Here is a 21,226-nt window from a genome sequence, read left to right as displayed (position 1 = left end):
GCGGCCACAGCCGCGGTGCCGCGCCCATCAGCTGAAGGAAACCTTCGGCACCTCGCGCACGGCCGGGTCCTCGATCTTCAGCGGTTCAGCGGCAGTGAAGCCGAAACTGTTGGCCACGAACGAGGCCGGGAACACCTCGCGCTTGTTGTTGTAGGTCAACACCGAGTCGTTATAGGCCTGCCGCGCAAACGCCACCCGATTCTCGGTGGAGGTCAGCTCCTCGGAGAGCTGCATCATGGTCTGGTTGGCCTTCAGGTCGGGATAAGCCTCCTGCAGCGCGAACAAATGGCCCAGAGTCTGGGTCAAAGCATTTTCACTGCTGGCCAGTTTCTGCATCGCGGCCGGATCGCCGGGGTTTGCCTTGGCACCAGCCAGCCCGTCGACCGCCGAATTGCGGGCCTGCACCACGGCCTCCAGGGTGCCGCGTTCATGCGCGAGATAACCCTTGGCGGTCTCGACCAGATTCGGTATCAGGTCATGTCGACGAGTCAGCTGCACGTCGATTTGCGCAAAGGCGTTCTTGTAGCTGTTGCGTGACGTGACCAGTCCGTTGTAGATCGCCACGAAGTACAAGACAATCAGGACGACGACAACCAGAAAAATGATCAGACCCATCGACAATCTCCCCACCCAAGGGCGTGTCCCCACGCCGGAATACCCCAAGAATACCATGCCGTTTCGCAAGTTCTTCCTGCTCGTCGCCGGCGTGTTCGGCCTGGCCTCCATGCCCGTGCTTGCCACCTCGACGGCATCCACAAAACCGTCTCCAGTCACCGCTCCCGTCACCACGACACTGCCGCCGGCACGCGTCAGGAAAACACTCGAGGATTACAAGCGCTGGCTGAATCTGGTTGCCAAGCGCGACGCCGTGGCCGGTCTGGCCACCGCGGTGGTGATCGATGGCAAGGTCGTGTTTGAAGGCACCATCGGCTACGCCGATGCCGCCACCAAGGAGCCGGTGACCCCAACCACGGTGTTCCGCCTGGCCTCGCTGTCCAAGGCGTTTGCCACGGCACTTACCGGCCTGTTGGCGAACGAAGGCAAACTGAGCTGGGACACCAAGCTGATCGACGTGCTGCCCTACTTCAAGCTCAAGGACATGCAGGAGGCCGACCAGGCGACGGTGAGCGACATTCTGGGTCAGAAGATCGGCCTGCCGCGCAACACCTACGACAATATGCTGGAGGGGGATATTCCCTATCAGGAACTGGTGCGCAAACTGGACGAGGTCAACATGACCTGCGGCGTCGGCCAGTGCTATGGCTACCAGAACATAGCCTTCAGCATGATTGGTGATGTCGTGCTCGCGCGTACCGGCGACTTCTTCTACCACCAGGTCGACAAGCGCCTGTTCTACCCGCTGGGCATGGCCACCGCCAGCTACGGCCGCGCGGGGTTGGAGTCGAGCAAGAGTTGGGCACGTCCCCATCATGCGTCACGCCACGGCTGGGTGCCGTTCGAACCGAACGAAACCTACTACCGGGTCGCGCCGGCCGCGGGCGTGAATGCCAGCCTGCGCGACATGGAGAAGTGGCTGATCGCACAAATGGGTGGAAGACCGGACGTCCTTCCCAAGGCACTGCTCGACACACTGCACGCCCCGGGCGTCGCCACGCCGAGCGAGCTGCGTTCCACCGCATGGCGCCGGGCGCGCCTCACCGACGCGCACTACGCATTGGGCTGGCGGGTTTACACCTACGCCGGTGAAACGCTGATCTACCATGCCGGCGCGGTGGCGGGCTACCGCACCATGATCGGCTTCTTTCCCAAGTACCATTTCGGTGTGGTGACCCTGTGGAACTCCAGCGGCCCCACGCCGAGCGGCCTGATGCCGATGGTGTTCGACGAACTGCTTGGCATGCCCCACGTGGACTGGGCGCAGATCGAAAGCGACGCGAAGAAGCCGGCACCGCGCCGGAATCGGCACAAGGCGCATTCCACGCGGCGTCATTGAGCGGCCGGCGGGCAGAGCCCGTCCTACGCGCGGCACCGCGGACTCTGCCGCGACGTGGCCGCCTCAAGAAACAGCAACGGCGCGTGCAAGCACGCGCCGTTGCCGGGGTGAAGCAAGACGTATCGTCAGAGCTTGAATTCGATCCGCTGCTGTCTCGTGCTGGTGACCGGCACCCCGTCCTTCATGGCCGGAGTGAACCGATAGCGCTCCACCGCATCGATCGCGGCGCGATCAAATATCCGGCGAGGTTGCGCATCGATCACCTGGACGTCGCTGGTCGTGCCATCCTTGTCCACGGTAAAGGACACCACGACCCAACCTTGCTGACGCGAGCGCAGGGCTCCGGAAGGATAGTGAGGTGCCGCTGCCTTGGTCAGCACTGCATCGGTGGTGGGGCCTGTTGACGCAGTCGCATCGCTCGGCGCAGCGTTGGCCGACCCGGTCGTCGTGGTGTTGGCCGTCTGCTTGCGAGCCGCGGCAGCCGCAGCCTCCTGTGCCGCCTTTTGCTGGGCAGCCTGTTGTTCCTGCTGCTGGGCCAACTGATCAGCAGCTGCCTTGGCAGCCGCCTGCTGTGCCGCCAGCGCTGCAGCCTTCTGCTCCTCAAGCGCCTGCTGTTGCTGCTGATCCAGGGTCTTTCGCTGGGCGTCAAGTTTCGACCGCAGGATCGTCAGTGTGAAGTTGGTGGGATCCGCCTTGGCCAGCAGGTCAATTTCCCGCTGCGCCTCGGCGAAATCCCGTCCATTGATCGCCTGCTCGGCCTGATTGGCGGCAAACGGAAATGTCTCGCGCAGAGCGTCGGAAGCCACCTTGTTGCCGGGGTCCTTCTCCAGCACCCGCAGGTAGAACTCGAACGCATTGTTGCCCGCTGGCGCCAGATAACGCTGCTGGCTCATCGCCGTGCGCGCTTCGCTCACCAGCTGATTGACATCCATGCCCGCCACGTCGACCGGCGGCGGCGCCGCCCGCTTCATGATGGTGACCGGCGTCGAGGGGTGCCCGCCCGAATCGGCCATGACCAATTCCTGGTGCGGCTTGATGATGAGGAACCATGCACCAATCGCAAGCAGGACAAAAACGGCAATGATGGCAATGTAGGTGGGCCTGACGGCTCCACGCGCACGCTGACGCGTGTCAATCAAGTATCGGGTATCCATGGTCTCTCGCTGAGTGTCGACAGATACCCGCGCTTTTTCCCCCTGTAGGAGCGACGCATCCCCCGGATACGCCGCGGCGCGGATGTGCGAAAGGTAACTCCATTGACCCGGCACGGCAATGGCGGGCAATGCGCGGGGCGACCTGCGGCTGGACGGTGTTGCCCGGCGGTTCCGTGCAATCGGGCGCCGGCGGCATTTCCGGGGACCGGAAACGAAGCGTCCCGGCCAGGCCGGGACGAACTTTCTCGAAGTGCTCTCCCCGCGCTGGGCACCGCGGGGAGAGAAGTCGAAAACACACTCTTATTGGTGGTAACGCATGTTGCGTGTTGCTTACTTCTTCGCCTTGGCTTTGGCCTTGGCCTTCGGCTTTGCGGTCTTGGTGGCCTTGACCACCTTGGCCGCTGCGGCCTTCTTCGGCGCAGCTTTCTTCGCCGGCTTCTTGGCGGCCTTCTTCACCGCAACCTTCTTGACGGCGGCCTTCTTGGCAACCGGCTTCTTGGTCGCAGCCTTCTTGGCCGCCGACTTGCGGGCGACTTTCTTCACGGCGACCTTTTTCGCCGTGGCCTTCTTCGCGGCGACTTTCTTCTTCGCGGCGACCTTCTTCACGGCAGCTTTCTTCGCCGCCGGCTTCCGGGCGACTGGTTTCTTGGCAGCAGCCTTCTTGGCGGCCGGCTTCTTTGCAGCTTTCTTAGCAGTGGATTTCTTGGCAGTGGCCATAGTTCGTCTCAGCTCCTCATCAGTTGGCAGTGGTTGCCCAGTAAAAGCATGCAGGAACGCCTCAACCAGCAAGTCGCTGTTGGTGGCGTGCCGAAGGTTGTTCACTTGACGGTGGGTACGCAGATCAGAAAGACGTCGCAGGACATGAAGTGGAATCGATACCGTGATCTTGCGAACCGCATTGGCTTTCTCACCGTGTTCGACATAAGGCTTGATGAATCTTGCTGTCGCCATAAAACGCATTCCCCGTGATCTGCTGCGAAAGCTATCCCCGAAGATTTCAGCTGTCAATTGATTTTGCACATGAAATTTGCCCACGCCGACCGACCCGAAGCGCGGCAATCCCCACGCCCATGTCGGACATGGCCTTGGTACAGATCAATGAATTGGACGTCTATACGTCCATCAAAATAATGCGCGAATAATGGTTTCATGCATAAATCCCCTTGAAACATGCACTGAACGCATTCGCGTGGCGCAACTCGATTCTTCGTGACTACGTCAGCGAGGCCGATTGGAAAGCAGGTTTTTCGGCGACGCCAACGCCCCCGGGCAGATGAACGGCACGCTACTGAAAAAAATCGGCTGGGCGTCGAACCGGACCGGAAATCCGCCGGTTCGAACCGGACGCAACGCAGCGTATCCGCCTCGATGGTGCTCACACCGCGTACGCGTCGACGAAAATCCCGGTACCGGAAACAGCGAGCGTGCACCGGCAAACACCACGTTCGCTCCGACGGTTTATTGCCACGCTGGTCGATCGACATCGCACGATCGCGTGCTGTCTGCCGGGGATACAAAACCACTTCGCTCACGCGCAGACCGGAAACGAAACCGGCCGCACGCGGCGGCCGGCAAGGTCAATCGTTGACGGACGATTCAGTGGTCGTCGTTCTCGATCAGCTCTTCGTAGTCGTTGGCGTCGAGCAGCTCGTCGAGCTCGGCACGGTCGCTCGGACGCACCAGGAAGATCCAGCCCTCGCCGAAGGCATCTTCGTTGATCGTTTCGGGCTTGTCGTTGAGCAGCTCGTTGATCTCGACTATCTCGCCGGAGACCGGCGCGTAGATGTCGGAGGCGGCCTTGACCGATTCCACCACTGCGACGCCAGTACCGGCCTGGACGGCTGCGCCGATCTCGGGGAGCTCCACGTAGACCAGATCGCCGAGCTGGCCTTGTGCATGGTCGGATATGCCTACCCGAACCAGCCCATCGTCTTCGACGCGGGCCCATTCGTGGGACTTGAGGAATTTCAGATCGCCGGGAATCTCGCTCATGATCGGGTCCAGTCGTTGGGGTGGGTCGGATTGCTGGCGCAGATTCTAGCCGCATGCGCCGTGATGAAATAAGCAAGGCATCGAATCAGATGCCTTCGCAGGCCTTGCCGTCGCGTACAAACGGGTACTTCACCTGGCGCACCGGCAGTTCACGACCGCGGATGTCGACGCGCAGGTCGCCAGCCTCGCCGGCGGGGATACGCGCGAAGGCGATCGCCTTGTCGAGGGTGGGCGCAAAACTGCCGGACAGGATCTCGCCCTCGCCATGGGCGGTGAGAACCTTCTGGCCGTGCCGCAACACGCCCTTTTCATCCAGCACCAGGCCGATCATCTTGCGCGGCACGCCCGAGGCCTTCTGCTGTTCGAGCGCGGCGCGGCCGATGAAGTCGCGGCCTTCGTCCAGCGCGACGGTCCAGCCGAGATTGGCTTCCCACGGCGTGACGCTCTCGTCCATGTCCTGGCCATAGAGGTTCATGCCGGCTTCGAGGCGCAGGGTATCGCGGGCGCCCAACCCGGCCGGCCTCACGCCGGCGGCGTGCAGCGCCTCCCACAGCGCGATGGCATGCTCTTCGGGCACGATGATCTCGAACCCGTCCTCGCCCGTGTAACCGGTGCGCGCCACGAACAGCGGCATGCCATGCGGCCCCTGCGCCGCCGCGGCCGCGAACTTGCCCAGCTTCTCGATACGCGGCCGATCCACCTCGTGCAACAGGTCAAGCACTTTCGCCCGTGCCTGCGGGCCCTGCACCGCGATCATCGCGAACTCCGGGCGCTCCTTCACTTCCACGCCGAACGCGCCGGCCTGCTTGCCGAGCCACGCCAGGTCCTTGGCACGGGTGCCGGCATTGACCACCAGCCGGAAGTGCTGCTCGCCGAGAAAGTACACGATCAGGTCGTCGATCACGCCGCCCTGCTCGTTGAGCATGCAAGAGTACAGCGCCTTGCCGTGCGTCTTGAGCTTGTCGATGTTGTTGGCCAGCAGATGCCGCAGGAAATCCCGCGCGCGCTCACCATGCAGGTCGACCACGGTCATGTGCGACACGTCGAACATGCCGGCCTCGCGGCGCACGGCGTGGTGCTCCTCGATCTGCGAGCCGTAGTTGATCGGCATGTCCCAACCACCGAAATCGACCATCCGCGCGCCAAGCGCACGGTGGGTGGCATTGAGTACGGTCTTTTCGGTCATCGCGACGACGCCTGGCTGGGTAGACGCCCATTATCGCCGCCGGACAGCGGCAATCCAAGCCGTGTCACCACAATGGCGCTCAGTCGTCGGCGCCGTCCTGTTCCACACTGGCCAGCAATTGCGCGGTGAGCTCCTCGGCCAGCTGCTCGGCACGATGCCCGGCGCTGTGCAGGTGGAATTCCGGCGCCTCCGGGCGCTCGTACGGCGCATCGATACCGGTGAAGTTGCGGATCTCGCCGGCACGCGCCTTGCGGTACAGGCCCTTGGGGTCCCGCCGCTCGCATTCCTCCAGCGGCGCGTCGACGAAGACCTCCAGGAACTCGGACCCGTCGAACAACTCGCGCGCCGAACGCCGCTCGCTGCGGTAGGGCGAGATCGCACTCACCAGCACGATCAACCCGGCATCCACCATCAGGTGCGCCACCTCGGCGATGCGGCGGATGTTCTCGACGCGCGCCTCGGGGGTGAAGCCGAGATCCTTGTTGATGCCATGCCGCACGTTGTCGCCGTCCAGCAGGTAGGTGTGGTAGCCCAACGCATGCAACTTGCGTTCGACCAGATTGGCGATGGTCGACTTGCCGGCACCGGACAGGCCCGTGAACCACAAGCACAACGGTCGCTGCGCCTTGCTGATGCCGCGCACGCGCTTGTCGATATCGACATGCTGCCAATGCACGTTGCTGGAACGCCCCAGCGCAAAGTCGAGCATGCCGCAGGCCACGGTGGCATTGTTCTGGCGGTCGATCAGGATAAAGCCGCCGAGGCTGCGGTTGGTCGCATAGGACTCGAAGGCGATCGCGTCGTCCAGTCCCACCGTGCAATAGCCCACTTCATTGAGTTCGAGGTGGCGCGCGGCCAGCTTGGCCTGGTTGTTGACGTCCACCTTGTGCTTGATCGACATGATTCGCGCATTGACCGAGCGCGTGCCGATCTTCAGCCGGTAGGTACGGTTGGGCAGCAGGCTGCCGTCGCCCATCCACAGCAGATGGCAGGTGAACTGGTCGGCTACCGGCGCCGGGCGCAGCGCATCGGCGATCACGTCGCCGCGGCTGGCGTCAAGCTCGCGATCGAAGCACAGGGTGACTGCCTGCCCTTCGCTGGCGCGCTCCAGGTCGCCATCGAAGGTCACGATCCGCTCGATACGCGCACGCTGCACGCCCGGTTGCACCACGATCTCGTCGCCGCGCGCCACGCTGCCGCCGCAAATGGTGCCGGCGTAGCCGCGAAACGAATGATCCGGCCGGTTCACCCACTGCACCGGCATGCGGAAATCGTCGGCGCGGAAGCGCGTGACGTCCGCCGTTTCCAGCGCGTCCAGCAGGCTGCTGCCGTCGTACCAGGCCATGCGGGACGAACGGCTGCCCACGTTGTCGCCATTGAGGGCCGACACCGGCAGGCACTGCACGTGGTCAATACCGAGCGACTGCGCCAGCTCGCGGTATTGCGTGGTGATCGCCTCGTACGCCGCCTGGTCATAGCCCACCAGATCCATCTTGTTGACAGCCAGCACCACGTGACGGATGCCGAGCAGGCCGCAGATATAGGTATGCCGCCGCGTCTGGGTCAGCACGCCCTTGCGCGCGTCGATCAGCACCACCGCCAGTTCCGCATTGGAGGCGCCGGTGGCCATGTTGCGCGTGTACTGCTCGTGACCCGGACAATCGGCCACGATGAAGCTGCGCCTTGCGGTATGAAAATAGCGGTAGGCGACGTCGATGGTGATGCCTTGCTCGCGCTCGGCATCCAGCCCGTCGGTGAGCAAGGCGAAATCGAGCACATCCTCGCCGGCATCGGCGTGCTGCCGGCGACTCTCGCGGGCCAGGGCAACCAGTTGGTCGTCGGACAGCATGCCGGCGTCGTACAGCAGGCGCCCGAGCAGGGTGCTCTTGCCGTCGTCGACACTGCCGCAGGTGATGAAGCGCAGCAGCCCTTTCTCGGGCGCGCCTGCGCCTGCCGCGATCGACGTGTCTTGCGTTTGCGCCTCCATCAGAAGTAGCCCTCCTGCTTCTTGCGCTCCATCGACGCGGTGGGATCCTGGTCGATCACCCGTCCCTGGCGCTCGGAGGTGCGCGAGGCGGCCATTTCGTCGATCACCTTCTGCAAGGTGTCGGCCGAGGATTCCACCGCGCCGGTGAGCGGATAGCAGCCCAGCGTACGGAAACGCACTTCGCGCATCTCGATGGTTTCGCCGTTGCGCAGCGTGAAGCGATCGTCATCGACCATGATCAGGGCGCCGTCCCGCTCGACCACCGGCCGCGGCTTGGCGAAATACAGGGGCACCACCGGGATACCCTCGCGCTGGATGTACAGCCACACGTCCATCTCGGTCCAGTTGGACAGCGGGAACACCCGCACGCTCTCACCCTTGCGGATGAAGGTGTTGTAGTTGCGCCACAGCTCGGGGCGCTGGTTTTTCGGATCCCAGCGATGCTGCGCATTGCGGAAGGAAAAGATGCGTTCTTTCGCGCGAGACTTCTCCTCGTCGCGGCGCGCGCCGCCGATCGCCGCGTCGAAACCGTGCTTGTCCAGCGCCTGTTTCAGCGACTGGGTCTTCATCACGTCGGTATGCACGGTGGCGCCGTGGGTCAGCGGCGAAATGCCCTGGCGCACGCCGTCCTGGTTGATGTGCACGAGCACTTCCACATCCCCCGCTGCCGCGATCTCATTGCGAAACGCGATCATCTCGCGAAACTTCCAGGTGGTATCCACGTGCAGCAACGGCATCGCCGGCTTCGCCGGATAAAACGCCTTGCGCAGCAGATGCAACAACACCGAGGAGTCCTTGCCGATCGAATACAGCATCACCGGATGCCGGAACGCCGCCTGCACCTCGCGGAAGATATCAATGCTCTCGGCTTCGAGATCGTCGAGATGGGAATGCAGCTTGAGCGCAGTGGCCGTCATGGTGTGGCGAACTCTTTGGCAGTTGCGATGGAAAGGGCAACACCGATCGAGCCAGCGACGCCCTGGAACGACACAGTATAGGGCCCGCCCACCTCGCCCACCGGATGGCCGTCCAAACCAGTGCTCATACCGACATAGCCCCACGCCATACCCGACCGCCCTACGCGCCGCCCGGGCGCCTCGCGGGACGAATACCACGTAGGGCGGGCTCTGCCCGCCGGCTTTTGGATGGCGACGCGCGACAACCGCCGCGGGCGGAGCCCGCCCGACGCGCCGCCCAGGCACCTCGCGGCGCGAATACCACGTAGGGCAGGCTCTGCCCGCCGGCTTTTGGGTGGCGATGCACGCGGCAACCGCGGCGGGCGGAGCCCGCCCTACGCGTTTCGGTTGCCACGCGGGACGCCGCGTACGTTTGCTTCAACTCATCACCGGGTAGTCCGGCTCGGCGTCGAGTGTGGCGGCGCATGCGGCGGCCAGTTCCAGCAGGCGCAGGTCGGAGCCGCGTGGGCCGACCAATTGCAGCCCCACCGGCAACCCGCTGGACAACTGGCCCATCGGCAGGCTCACCGCGGGACATCCGGCGAGGCTGGCGAAGCTGGTGAGGTCGGCGACTGAATCGGGTACCGGGCCATCCAGCGGAAACGCCGCTTGCGGCGTGGTCGGCAACACCAGCACATCGACTTGCGAGAACAGGCGCCGCATTTTCAGCGTGGCCGCATCGAGCACGCGGTCGGCCCTGGCGTAGTCCGCCGCACTCTTGCTGGCGGCATAGTCCAGCATCTGGCGGAATCGATCCGACACAGGATGCGCCGCGCCGTCGACAAGGTCGTCGGCAAACGTGCCCAGCATCTCCGCTTCCATCAGCAGCAGTCCGGCGCGGCGCGTGCGCGCGAAGTCCCAGTCGGCGAAATCGACAGTGCGGCGGTCACCCAGCGCATGCGGCAGCCGGGCCATCGCTTGCTCGAACACCTCGATCACCTCGGCCTCCACGCCGATCGCCGCCAGATCCGGCAGCAGACCGGCGCGCAGATGACCCGGGTCCCAATCCGGCAGCGCAAACGCCACCCGTCGCCCGCGCGAACGCGCGTCGTCGGCGTCATAGCCGGCCAGCACCTGCAGCAGCACGGTCAGGTCCTCGACACTGCGCGCGAGCAGACCGACCGAGTCCAGCCGACGCGCCGCCGGCACCAGACCGCGCGTGGAAATTTCGCCGTGGGTGGGTTTCAGCCCGTAGATGCCGCAGTAGCTGGCCGGAATCCGGATCGAACCCAGGCTGTCCGAACCCACCGCCGCCACGGCCAGGCCCGCGGCCACCGCAGCCGCCGCGCCGCCAGATGAACCGCCGGCGCTGTAACCGTGCCGATGCGGATTCTGCGTCGCACCAAAATGTGGATTGTCGGTGGCCGCACCCAGCGCTCCCTCGTCCATGTTGGTCTTGCCGATCACCACGGCACCCGAGGCGCGCAATCGCGCCACCACGTGCGCATCGTTCGCTGCCGGCTGGTTTCGCCCGGGCAGACCGACACGGGTCGGCCAACCCGCCATGTCGAGATTGTCCTTGAGCGCCAGTGGAATGCCATCCAAGCGCCCGATCACGCCGTCGCGTCGACGTCGATCGGCCATGTGGGCCTGCTCCTGCATCAGGCCGGAGTGCTGGTCGACATAACAGTTCAATTTCGGATCAAGTCGCTCGATCGCCTGCTGGTAAACGTCGGCCAGAGCCTCGGGTTGAACCCGCCCTGCCGCCAGCCAGTGCAACAACTGGCACAACGAGGCGCGTCGCAGGTCGATATCGGCAATCGGCGGCATCGAATTCATGAACTCTCCTTGCAAATCCGTTCCGATTATCACCGCGTCACCTGCAAATATTGCAAGCGGTGACGCAACACGCATTGCCGCAATGCGGCAAAAACGCCAGAATGCAGGACAAGACCATACCAAGACGCACGGCGAGCGGCCGTGTCCAACGATGCCAGTGGAGTCCGCCATGAGCGAACGCGAAACCATGGAATACGACGTCGTCGTGGTCGGCGCCGGCCCCGCCGGGTTGTCGTTTGCGATCCGCCTGAAGCAACTCAAGCCCGATGTCAGCGTATGCGTGATAGAAAAATCCTCGACCATCGGCGCGCAGATCCTGTCCGGCGCGGTGATCGAGCCGCAACCGCTGGATGCGTTGTTGCCCGGCTGGCGTGACAATCCGCCGCCGATTTGCGTGCCGGCGGGTACGGACGAGTTCTACCTGCTCAGCAAGACCGGCGCGCGCAAGCTGCCGCTGCCGCCGGGCATGCACAACCACGGCAATTTCATCGTGTCGCTGGGCGCGATGTGCGCGTGGATGGCACCCCAGGCCGAGGCGCTGGGCGTGGACGTGTTTCCCGGCTTCGCCGCCGCCGACACCATCCACAACGAGGACGGCTCGGTTGCCGGCGTGCGCATTGGCGACATGGGCGTGGCCAAGGATGGTTCGCACAAGCCCGGCTACACCGAAGGCATCGACATCAAGGCCAAGGTCACCGTGCTGGCCGAGGGCGCACGCGGCAGCCTGACCAAGCAGTTGGTCAAGCGCTTCAAGCTCGACGCCGACAGCGATCCACAAGGCTACTCGATCGGCATCAAGGAACTGTGGCAGCTGCCTGCCGGTCGCGTGACACCGGGCAAGATCGTGCACAGCTTCGGCTGGCCGGCCGACAGCCGCACCTACGGCGGCGGCTTCCTCTACCACCTGGACGGCGACCGCGTTGCGCTGGGTTATGTCAGCGGGCTTGATTACAGCGATCCCGAATACAAGCCCTGGGAGGCGTTCCAGCAATGGAAACACCACCCGCTCATCAAGCCGTTGCTGGAAGATGGCAACATTCTCTCTTCAGGCGCGCGCGCGCTGGCCACGGGCGGTTACCAGTCATTGCCCAAGGTGGAAATGCCGGGCGCACTGCTCATTGGCGATACGGCCGGATTGCTCAATGTGCCCAAGATCAAGGGCACCCATCAGGCGATCAAGAGCGGCATGCTTGCCGCCGAACACCTCGCCGGCAAGCTCGACAGCACCGGTTTCGACGCAAAATTGCGCGGCTCGGAAGTGATGGTCGAGCTGAAGAAGGTGCGTAATGTGAAACCGGGCTTCAAGAAGGGTCTTTGGTTCGGCATGCTCAATGCCGCATGGGAAACCGCCACCGGCGGCTTGTCACCGTGGACATTGAAGAACAAGGCCGACTGGTCCACCCTGCACAAACTTGGCGAACATGAAGAACCCAAGCGAGATTACGTGCAGCGCACCTTGCCCCCGCGTGACCGGCTTGCCGGCGTCTATTTCGCCGCCACCGAACACGACGAAGACCAGCCCGTACACCTGCACGTAGCCGACACCGATATTTGTGCAACCACGTGCGTGGAAGAGTACGACAACCCCTGCACGCGGTTCTGCCCCGCCGCAGTCTACGAAATGGTTGAAGACGCCGAAGCCAAACACGGCAAGCGCCTGCAGATCAATGCAGCGAACTGCGTGCACTGCAAGACCTGCGACATCAAGGACCCGTACGAGATCATCACCTGGGTCACGCCCGAGGGCGGTTCGGGGCCGAATTACCAGAATCTGTAGGCGCGCGAACCAGGGGCAGCAACGGTTCCCAGGAGTCGGCGGACGGCGCCCGCCCTATAGCGCGGAGATCACGGAATCTCAGCGAGGCCAAGCGCGGCCATGGTAGGGCGGGCTCTGCCCGCCGCCCCCGTCCGCGATCTCCGATCGAAAGCCCACAACAGCCAAGCTCAACCTGAAAGATCGGCCGGTGCCTCGCCTTCACGATGGCACATGCCGTCCAGCAGCCCACGCAGCATGCAGCGCAGATTGCGCAAGCGCGGCCCGATCAGCACGCCGAACAGCAGCAGCTTGACCAGCACGCGCGGCACGTCCTGCGCGATCCAGGCACGCGGCGTGTGCGGCAGGCGGTACAACAGCACCCGATTGCGCATCATGTAATACAGCCGCAGCGGCCCGTGCACCACCACCTGCCCCAGGCCGAATGGCAGCGCGCGGCGGGCATCACCCAGACGGTGGTGCATCGTCGCCGCACACACGCCATGCAGGGTGTAGCCCAGCGCCTGTGCGCGAAAGCCCCACTCCAGATCGACATTGTCGATGAACAGCCCGGCATTCATGAAACCGACCCGTTCCAGCACAGCCAGCGGAATCAGCATGCCGGAGCTGATCAGGAAGTCGCAGGCGATCGTCTGCGCGGGAAATTCACACCACAACTTGCGACTGAGCGGAAAGCGCACACGCACGAACGGCGCATCGCGGTGCTCGCGCAGGTCGTGGAAACGCGGACCCACCGCCGCCACCGGGCCCGCCGCCGACAACGCCACCAAGGCCGCGCGCAAGGAATTGACCATGCCCTCACCCGGCTCACTGTCCTGATCGAGCAGCAGGACATATCGGTAACCGCGTTCACGCGCCCAATCGATGCCCAGATTCTGTGCCGCCGCCAGACCAGCATTGTGCGGTTGCCTGAGCAGCGCACCACCGGCGGCGAGCAGCTTCGAAGTCAGGGCCGGCTGCCAGTCGCCATCGCTGGCGTTGTCCACCAGCACCACCGAGGCAGCCTGGGTCGTCATCGCCTCGACCAGTTTCGCGATGACGCGAGGATCAGGGTGGTAGCTGACAACCACGGCGCAGACGTCCGGACAGGATTGCTCAGTCATGGCGCAGCAGGTCTCTCAGCATCGAACGACCGCCGGTACCGTAGCGCCGGTAACACCCCTGGCCTGCCTCGCGCAGGATCGCCGGCACGCGTCGCCAGCGCGCCAGTCGGCCGATGGCTACACGCCGCTCGAAATGCACCCGCTTGTGTTCGATCTGCCGCGCACGTTCAGCGGCGTCCGCAAATGGCGCCTGCCGCAGGAATTGCTCCAGTTGCCGCAAGCGCTGTGCCTCCTCCGCCAGCAACTGCCCTCGCGGCAGCCGCAGCTCACGCCACTTCGTGGCCAAGGTGCGCTTGCTTGCGCCGATCTGGTTGGCGCCGTGCTGGCGATAGTCGATCAAGGTGTCCTCAATGAAGTCGACACGCCCCACGGCCGACGCCACGGCAGCGAGCCATTCATCGTGAATCCAGCCCGCCGCCACCGGCAAGGCGATCTCGATCAGTTCGCGCCGCAACGCCGCCGTCGCGCCCGTCACGAAACTGCGACGCAACACCACGTCGAACGCGTCACCGGCATGAATGGTTTGCTTTTCCTGCGCGGTCAGCTGCAGGGCTTCGAACATCGAACAGTGCAACGAACGGCCCGCCGCGTCCACCAGGCGCGCATCGCTGTGCAGGAGCAGCAACGACGGATCAGCCTCGAACGCCGCCGCCATCCGCGCCAGCTTGTCGTCATGCCACACATCATCCTGATCGCACAGGAACAGCAGCTCTCCTTGCGCCCGACACAAGCCCTGCGAGAAATTCTCGACGTAACCGAGGTTGCTCGGGTGACGACCTAGCTGCACCGCGATCCCGAGTTCACCGGCGCGCAGGACAAATTGTCGCAACAGGTCCATCGTCGCATCGGTCGAGTCGTCATCACCGATCACGATCTCGTCTGGCAGCAGCGTCTGCGCCAGCAGACTGTCCAGCTGCGGCTGCAGGTAGGCCGCGCCGTTGTAGGTGCAAATCACGATGGAAACGCGGGGTCGGGGCATCGTCACTCAATAACCAGGGATGGCAAGGCCTCGAGCACGGCAGGCCCGCGAACATACTTTAAAACACCGAAACGCCCACGCCGGCGTCACCAGTCTCACCCAACATGGCACAAACCGCGCCTGACGGGTCGTTAGCGCATCTTAACGAGACCGCGCATGACAGAAACGGACTACTCGAATATCCAACCAGTGATTTGGCCCGACTGGCGCGTCGACTCGGTTAGAATAGGCCGCTATCTAGTATGCCACTGCGTCCTTCGGGACACCTTGTTGGAAGGAATCGTTGATGAAAATTCTGGTCGGCTACAAGCGCGTCGTGGATTACAACGTACGCATCCAGGTCAAACCCGACGGTAGCGGCGTGGTCACCGATGGCGTCAAGCTGTCCGCCAATCCGTTCGACGACATCGCGCTGGAAGAAGCGTTGCGCCTGCGCGAGAAGGGCGTCGCGGACGAAGTGGTCGTGGTCGGCATCGGCCCCGCCGATCTCACCGCGCACCTGCGCAACGGCCTGGCGATGGGTGCCAATCGCGCCATCCACATCACCACCGCCGAAGCGGTACAGCCGCTGACCGCCGCGCGGGTTTTCCTCAAGCTGATCGAAAAGGAGCAGCCGGGGCTGGTGATCCTGGGCAAACAGGCGATCGATGACGACGCCAACCAGACCGGCCAGATGCTCGCCGCGCTGTGGGATCGCCCGCAGGCCACCTTCGCCGGCAAGGTCGAGATCGCCGACGGCAAGGCCACGGTCACCCGCGAGGTCGACGCCGGCCTGGAAGTGATCGAAGCCGAACTGCCGGCCGTAATCACCACCGACCTGCGCCTGAACGAGCCACGCTTCATCAAACTGCCGGACATCATGAAGGCGAAATCCAAGCCGATCGACGTGATCGAGTTCGGCTCGCTCGGCGTCGAATCGCACGATCACCTGAAAGTCACCCACTACGCGCCGCCACCCAAGCGCAGCAAGGGCGTGATGGTCAAGGACGCCGCCGAGCTGGTAAGCGCGCTGAAAGAAAAAGGCCTGCTGTAACCCACGACCCGTAGGGCGGGCACTGCCCGCCATCGCCCCACGCAAAAGCGACAGGCTGGCGGGCGGTGCCCGCCCTGCAAGAATCCATGCCCCATTCGAGACGAGAGGTTGTCCACATCATGAGCAAGATCCTGGTCATCGCCGAACACCTGGGTGGCAAACTCAACGCCTCCACCGCGCGCGCCGTGAGCGCCGCCAGCGCGATCAAGCCGGACGCCACCGACGTCCTGGTGCTGTCCGACGCCCCCGAAGCCATCGCGACCGAGGCAGCCAAAATCGAGGGCGTCAACCGGGTACTGACCATCGCCCGCGGCGAAAACGCGCACTCGCTGGCCGCCGTGCTGGCTCCGCAGGTCGCCAAGGCCGCCGACGGATACAGTCATGTCTTCGTGCCCTCCACCACCTTCGGCAAGGACCTCGCCCCACGCGTCGCCGCGCTGCTCGGTGTCGCCCAGGTCAGCGACATCATGAGTGTCGAGGGCAGCCACACGTTCAAGCGTCCGATCTACGCCGGCAACGCGATCATCACCGTCGAGGCCGACCCCGCACACACCGTCGTCGCCACCATCCGCACCGCTTCGTGGGCTGCTGCCGCGAGCGGCAGCAACAACGCTCCGGTCGAAGCGCTGACGGTCGACGCAAGCCTGCCCACCCACACCCGCTTCATCGAACTGCAGCAAGGCAGCAGCGATCGCCCCGACCTGCAGAGCGCCGGCAAGGTCGTCTCCGGCGGCCGCGGTGTCGGCTCGAAGGAAAACTTCGACATCATCTACAAGTTCGCAGACAAGATCGGCGCAGCCGTTGGCGCCTCCCGCGCCGCCGTCGACGCCGGCTACTGCCCCAACGAAATGCAGGTCGGCCAGACCGGCAAGATCATCGCCCCCGAGCTGTACATGGCCATCGGCATCTCCGGCGCCATCCAGCACCTCACCGGCATCAAGGACGCCGGCACCATCGTGGCGATCAACAAGGATGGCGAGGCGCCGATCTTCGAGGTTGCCGATTTTGGACTGGTGGGGGATTTGTTCAAGATTGTTCCGGAACTGGAAGCTGCAATCGGCTGAGCTACGCGCCGACAGAGCAGCCAGATGCGCGATTGCCGTTAACTCGCTGAAAGATGGATCTCCATGACTACTACCATCCCGGTCAATGCGCTTGACCGCCACATCGCACCCATTGCCTCTCGCCTTGAGCAGGTTGCTGCGGCTGTCATCGCCAGCGGTTATTACGTCCTCGGACCCAACGTCAAGGCGTTCGAGAGAGAATTTGCCGACTGGTGCGGAGTAGCCGAATGCGTTGGTGTTGCCAACGGCACCGAGGCACTCGAACTCGGGCTTCGAAGCCTCGGCGTCTGCGAGGGTAAAAGCGTTGCAGTTGTCGCGAACGCAGCAATGTACGGAACCACCGCCGTCTTGGCCTGCGGAGCGGAGCCTGTGTTCGTCGACATCGATCCAGTCACCTCACTGATGGATCCGGGCGCACTCGAACGAGCTTTGTCCGGTCGCAAGCTTGATGTCGTCATCGTCACGCATTTGTACGGTCGACTTGCCGACATGAATGCGTTCGCGAACCTCGCATCCAGGCATGGATTTGCCATATTCGAAGATTGCGCCCAAGCGCATGGGGCCACCGATTCGAAAGGCCGCAGGGCGGGAAGTTTCGGCAACGCCGCCAGTTTCAGCTTTTACCCCACCAAGAACCTCGGCGCGCTCGGCGATGGCGGCGCGATAGTAACCAATGACGAGAAAGTCGCGGAAACCGTTCGCAAACTGCGCCAATACGGGTGGGCCTCGAAATACTGCAATGAACTTCAAGGAGGCAGGAACAGCCGCCTGGACGAACTGCAGGCTGCGTTCCTCCGCACGATGCTGCCGCTGCTGGATGGATGGAACGCGCGCCGACGAGATATCGCCAATCGCTATTCAACTGAAATCCAGCACCCGGCCATCTCCATGCCACCGCCGGGCGGAGAAGAGTTTGTTGCACATCTATATACGGTCCATACCGCCGATCGATCAGGTTTGCGACAACACTTGGCCGAAGCAGGAGTGCAAAGCGAAGTGCACTACCCAGTCGCGGACTACCGCCAGCCCTTGTTCGGAAAGCGTTTCGCCCAGTTGGCGTTGCCGGTCACGGATAAGACATGTGAAACGGTACTCACACTGCCATGTTTTCCAGAGCTGACAGACAACGAGGTTTCGTTAGTCATTGAGGCGTGCAACCGATGGTAAAGCCACGCTATTCGGTGGTCATCCCGGTCTACAAGAATGAGGAGTCGATCGAGCCATTGCTGCGGGCACTCGATGAATTGGCAGCAACGCTGGACGATCTTTTGGAAGTTGTATTCGTCGTGGATGGCAGCCCTGATTCTAGTTTTGCCTTGCTGGAGGCGGGACTGCACGAGGTCTCGTTCAAGGCCAAACTGATTCTGCTCTCGCGAAATTTCGGTGCATTTCCTGCCATTCGCTGTGGGCTCGTTGAGGCATCAGGTGACTTCGTTGGCGTAATGGCTGCTGACCTTCAAGAGCCTCCTTCGCTGATGAGCAAATTCTTCTTGGCGCTTTCAACCAAGCCGTTGGACGTGGTTTTCGGTCAAAGGCTCGGTCGACACGATCCTGGCGTCAGCAAACTGGCTTCAAGCCTGTTTTGGTCCACCTACCGCCGGTTTGTGCAACCTGATGTGCCACCTGGCGGAGTCGACGTATTCGCGCTTACTGCCAAGTTCCGCGATCGCTTGGTCGCAATGAGCGAGGCAAATGGAAGCCTTTTAGGCCTCTTGTTCTGGATGGGCGGTCGGCGAGAATTTGTCGGATACACGCGACTCGAGCGCGAACACGGCAAGAGCACGTGGACCTTGAGGAAGAAGATTACCTACCTCTTGGACAGCGTATTCGCATTTTCTGACTTGCCAGTTCGTGTGTTGATAGGAGCTGGCTTGGCGGGGCTCTTCGTTGCAGTGCTGCTCGGAATGATCGTCTTTGTTGCCCGCGTTTTTGGTGCCTATGACGTTCCCGGCTACGCAGGATCCATGCTTGCCATCCTTTTCTTCGGCGCACTCAATACGTTCGGCATCGGTATCGCCGGTAATTACGCATGGCGGGCTTATGAAAACACCAAACAACGGCCGTTGAGCATAGTTTCAATGAATCTGGACTTTCCGGAAAAGACACCCTCGCAAGAATCACAAGGCACCGACAAATGATGCAGTCGTCAACCAACGTGGATTCCACAGCAATCATCGGTCAAGGTTGCTCCATTGCCACCGGTGCAGTCTTGGGTCCCGACGTCGAGCTGAAGGATCATGTAGTCGTCGGTTTCGGCGCGGTACTGTTGAATTGTTCGGTCGGCAACGGCTGCGAGATCGCTGCTGGTTGTGTCCTCGATGGCAATGGGCCCTCAAAGGACGCCCGTCTAGTTCTTGAGGCCGGGGTCGTCGTCCTGGCTGGTGCGGTCATATCTGAACCGGTTCACATTGCGACTGGTGCACGTATTCTGGCTGGTGCAGTGATCACACGGGATGTCCCACCTCACGCAGTCGTAGCCGGCAACCCGGCACAAATTGTTGGCTACACACTCTCGGACGCCGCGAAAGGAATTTCCTCGCAACGAGATCAGCAGGCGCCACAAGGTCCCTCTGTCACCACAGCACGGGTTCGAGGCGTAACGTTGCATCACTTTCCCAAGATCCTCGACCTCCGTGGAAACTTGACTGTCGGCGAGTTCAGTCGAACGGTGCCTTTTGATCCCAAACGCTACTTCATGGTGTTCGGCGTACCAAACGCCGAGGTGCGCGGTGAACACGCACATCGGCAATGCAAACAATTCCTTATCTGCGTCCATGGTCAGTGCAGCGTGCTTGCCGACGATGGTCTGGAACGAGAGGAGTTCCTCCTCGATGACCCGGCGGTCGGCCTGTATTTGCCTCCCATGACGTGGGGCGTTCAATACAAGTATTCGAGTGACGCTGTTCTTCTCGTTTTCGCTTCGCACTACTACGACAGCGCGGAGTACATTCGCTCCTACACTGAGTTCCGCGCGCTCGCCCTTGGCAAATCATCGAGGTGACCTCATGAAAAATGTCTTTGGTATCCATCCTTCGGCCATTATTGGCGATGGCGTCAATATCGGAAAGAACGTTTCTTTAGGTGCAAATTCAATCATCTATGACAACGTTACATTGGGAGACAATACGGTTGTTGGTGCCAACTGCATCCTGGGCGAACCAAACGCTGGAATCTATTCGGATGACGCGAATTATGAGAACCCTCCGCTGATCATCGGTGCCCGCTCGCTGATTCGATCGGGAACGACAATCTACGCCGGATCGCAGCTGGGCGACGGCTTTGAATGCGGCCATCGCGTCACCATTCGCGAGAAGGCGAGAATTGGAACCAATGTCCGTATCGGTACGCTATCGGATATTCAGGGTCACTGCGAGATTGGCAACTACGTGCGGTTCCACAGCAACGTCCACATTGGCCATAAAAGCGTGGTCAGGGATTACGTGTGGATCTTTCCCTATGTCGTACTTACCAATGATCCGCATCCACCATCGGAAACGTTGCTGGGTGTGACGGTCGAAGAATTCGCGGTCATCGCCACCATGTCAGTCATTCTCCCGGGTGTCACGGTGGGTCGCGATTCACTCGTGGGCGCGTCATCAATGGTTCGAAAGGACGTGGAACCGGAAACGGTCGTTGCGGGTAATCCAGCGAAGCCTGTAGCCTCCATACACGACGTGAAATCCAAGGCCGACGGAGCCAACGTTTATCCTTGGCGCGAAACCTTTGATCGCGGCATGCCATGGCAAGGCATTGGTTACGAGCAGTGGCGTGCCATGCAAAATGCGTGAGGCAAACGCGCGAAGAAGCAATCTCTTGGCTGCCGTTGTCGCATGGCTCCGGAGCATGGTCGAAAAGCATCGCTTTGTGCGATTTCTTATATCGGGCGGCTTCAACACCGTAGCAACCTATGCGATGTATCTTGCCATGTTGCAAGTGACAAGCTACCAAATTGCGTACACGATCGCATATGTTTTCGGCATCATCGTTGCATTCGCCGTAAACCGTTTTTTTGTCTTCGGCGCTCACCGCGGCTGGCGTTCCGTCATTTACTTTCCTTTCGTCTATCTCGCCCAGTATCTGGCCAGTCTTGCAATCCTCTGGTTCTGGGTGAGAAGGCTGCAAATGCCGGAGGAGCTGGCACCGCTTGCCTCAATAGTGCTTACACTGCCTCTGACATTTTTTCTTTCGAAACTCGTATTTCTCCGGCCATCCAAACGAGCGCGAAGCAGATCCGAATAGTTCAAATTGCGCGAATCGCACCATGA

Annotated in this window: 19 protein-coding genes; 9 read left to right on the top strand and 10 right to left on the bottom strand. The window is 62.3% G+C overall.

Going from position 1 to position 21,226, the window contains the following annotated elements:
• Positions 1-27: 27 nt before the first annotated feature.
• Complete coding sequence (locus AC0L58_RS03170) at positions 28-615, bottom strand: LemA family protein (protein ID WP_473686609.1); 588 nt, start codon at positions 613-615, stop codon at positions 28-30.
• Positions 616-670: 55 nt separating this feature from the next.
• Between AC0L58_RS03170 and AC0L58_RS03165 the strand changes: the two genes are divergently transcribed.
• Entirely contained in the window at positions 671-1,954 is a 1,284-nt protein-coding gene (locus tag AC0L58_RS03165; protein ID WP_473686607.1) for a serine hydrolase domain-containing protein, read from the top strand.
• Between the two features lie 125 nt (positions 1,955-2,079).
• Here AC0L58_RS03165 and AC0L58_RS03160 read toward each other — a convergent pair whose 3' ends face one another.
• The 7 genes from AC0L58_RS03160 to AC0L58_RS03130 form a co-directional block, all read right to left on the bottom strand.
• Positions 2,080-3,108 (bottom strand): energy transducer TonB, encoded by a 1,029-nt coding sequence (locus AC0L58_RS03160; RefSeq protein WP_473688541.1) that lies wholly within the window; start codon positions 3,106-3,108, stop codon positions 2,080-2,082.
• A gap of 330 nt (positions 3,109-3,438) precedes the next feature.
• Positions 3,439-4,143: a met regulon transcriptional regulator MetJ gene (metJ, locus tag AC0L58_RS03155; RefSeq protein ID WP_473686605.1), complete on the bottom strand. Its 705-nt coding sequence runs from the start codon at positions 4,141-4,143 to the stop codon at positions 3,439-3,441.
• A 561-nt stretch (positions 4,144-4,704) separates the two neighbouring features.
• Positions 4,705-5,100: a glycine cleavage system protein GcvH gene (gcvH, locus tag AC0L58_RS03150; RefSeq protein ID WP_473686603.1), complete on the bottom strand. Its 396-nt coding sequence runs from the start codon at positions 5,098-5,100 to the stop codon at positions 4,705-4,707.
• 85 nt (positions 5,101-5,185) lie between these two features.
• Positions 5,186-6,286 (bottom strand): glycine cleavage system aminomethyltransferase GcvT, encoded by a 1,101-nt coding sequence (gcvT, locus tag AC0L58_RS03145; protein WP_473686601.1) that lies wholly within the window; start codon positions 6,284-6,286, stop codon positions 5,186-5,188.
• A gap of 79 nt (positions 6,287-6,365) precedes the next feature.
• Positions 6,366-8,273 (bottom strand): sulfate adenylyltransferase subunit CysN, encoded by a 1,908-nt coding sequence (gene cysN / locus AC0L58_RS03140; RefSeq protein ID WP_473686599.1) that lies wholly within the window; start codon positions 8,271-8,273, stop codon positions 6,366-6,368.
• Positions 8,273-9,190: a sulfate adenylyltransferase subunit CysD gene (cysD, locus tag AC0L58_RS03135; RefSeq protein ID WP_473686597.1), complete on the bottom strand. Its 918-nt coding sequence runs from the start codon at positions 9,188-9,190 to the stop codon at positions 8,273-8,275. The genes cysN and cysD overlap by 1 nt, the downstream gene beginning before the upstream one ends.
• Before the next feature lie 417 nt (positions 9,191-9,607).
• Entirely contained in the window at positions 9,608-11,008 is a 1,401-nt protein-coding gene (locus AC0L58_RS03130) for an amidase (protein WP_473686595.1), read from the bottom strand.
• A 169-nt stretch (positions 11,009-11,177) separates the two neighbouring features.
• Here AC0L58_RS03130 and AC0L58_RS03125 point away from each other — a divergent pair, with 169 nt between their 5' ends.
• Entirely contained in the window at positions 11,178-12,785 is a 1,608-nt protein-coding gene (locus tag AC0L58_RS03125) for an electron transfer flavoprotein-ubiquinone oxidoreductase (protein WP_473686593.1), read from the top strand.
• A gap of 167 nt (positions 12,786-12,952) precedes the next feature.
• Here the strand turns inward: AC0L58_RS03125 and AC0L58_RS03120 are convergent, their stop codons facing one another.
• Positions 12,953-13,885 (bottom strand): glycosyltransferase family 2 protein, encoded by a 933-nt coding sequence (locus AC0L58_RS03120; RefSeq protein WP_473686591.1) that lies wholly within the window; start codon positions 13,883-13,885, stop codon positions 12,953-12,955.
• Positions 13,878-14,864 (bottom strand): glycosyltransferase family 2 protein, encoded by a 987-nt coding sequence (locus AC0L58_RS03115; RefSeq protein WP_473686589.1) that lies wholly within the window; start codon positions 14,862-14,864, stop codon positions 13,878-13,880. Before AC0L58_RS03115 ends, AC0L58_RS03120 begins: the two co-directional genes overlap by 8 nt.
• 286 nt (positions 14,865-15,150) lie before the next feature.
• Here AC0L58_RS03115 and AC0L58_RS03110 point away from each other — a divergent pair, with 286 nt between their 5' ends.
• From AC0L58_RS03110 to AC0L58_RS03080, 7 genes are all read left to right on the top strand, one after another.
• Positions 15,151-15,897 carry an electron transfer flavoprotein subunit beta/FixA family protein gene (locus AC0L58_RS03110; protein WP_473686587.1) on the top strand — a complete coding sequence of 249 codons (747 nt, stop codon included), beginning with the start codon at positions 15,151-15,153 and terminating at the stop codon, positions 15,895-15,897.
• A 119-nt stretch (positions 15,898-16,016) separates the two neighbouring features.
• On the top strand, positions 16,017-16,961 hold the full coding sequence (locus tag AC0L58_RS03105; protein WP_473686585.1) for an electron transfer flavoprotein subunit alpha/FixB family protein: 945 nt from the start codon (positions 16,017-16,019) through the stop codon (positions 16,959-16,961).
• A gap of 63 nt (positions 16,962-17,024) precedes the next feature.
• Entirely contained in the window at positions 17,025-18,128 is a 1,104-nt protein-coding gene (locus AC0L58_RS03100) for a DegT/DnrJ/EryC1/StrS family aminotransferase (RefSeq protein WP_473686583.1), read from the top strand.
• Positions 18,122-19,099, top strand: coding sequence for a glycosyltransferase family 2 protein (locus tag AC0L58_RS03095; RefSeq protein WP_473686581.1), 978 nt, complete (start codon positions 18,122-18,124; stop codon positions 19,097-19,099). Before AC0L58_RS03100 ends, AC0L58_RS03095 begins: the two co-directional genes overlap by 7 nt.
• Positions 19,096-19,962, top strand: a complete 867-nt coding sequence (locus AC0L58_RS03090) for a WxcM-like domain-containing protein (protein WP_473686579.1) — start codon at positions 19,096-19,098, stop codon at positions 19,960-19,962. Before AC0L58_RS03095 ends, AC0L58_RS03090 begins: the two co-directional genes overlap by 4 nt.
• 4 nt (positions 19,963-19,966) lie before the next feature.
• On the top strand, positions 19,967-20,749 hold the full coding sequence (locus tag AC0L58_RS03085) for an acyltransferase (protein ID WP_473686577.1): 783 nt from the start codon (positions 19,967-19,969) through the stop codon (positions 20,747-20,749).
• Positions 20,750-20,804: 55 nt separating this feature from the next.
• A complete protein-coding gene (locus tag AC0L58_RS03080) occupies positions 20,805-21,200 on the top strand; it encodes a GtrA family protein (RefSeq protein ID WP_473686575.1) in 396 nt (131 codons plus the stop codon).
• Positions 21,201-21,226: the final 26 nt, after the last annotated feature.

Source organism: Rhodanobacter sp. G2-10, from assembly GCF_055809185.1.
Note: the sequence above shows the minus strand (reverse complement) of the source record. Positions and strands in the feature narration are given on the sequence as shown.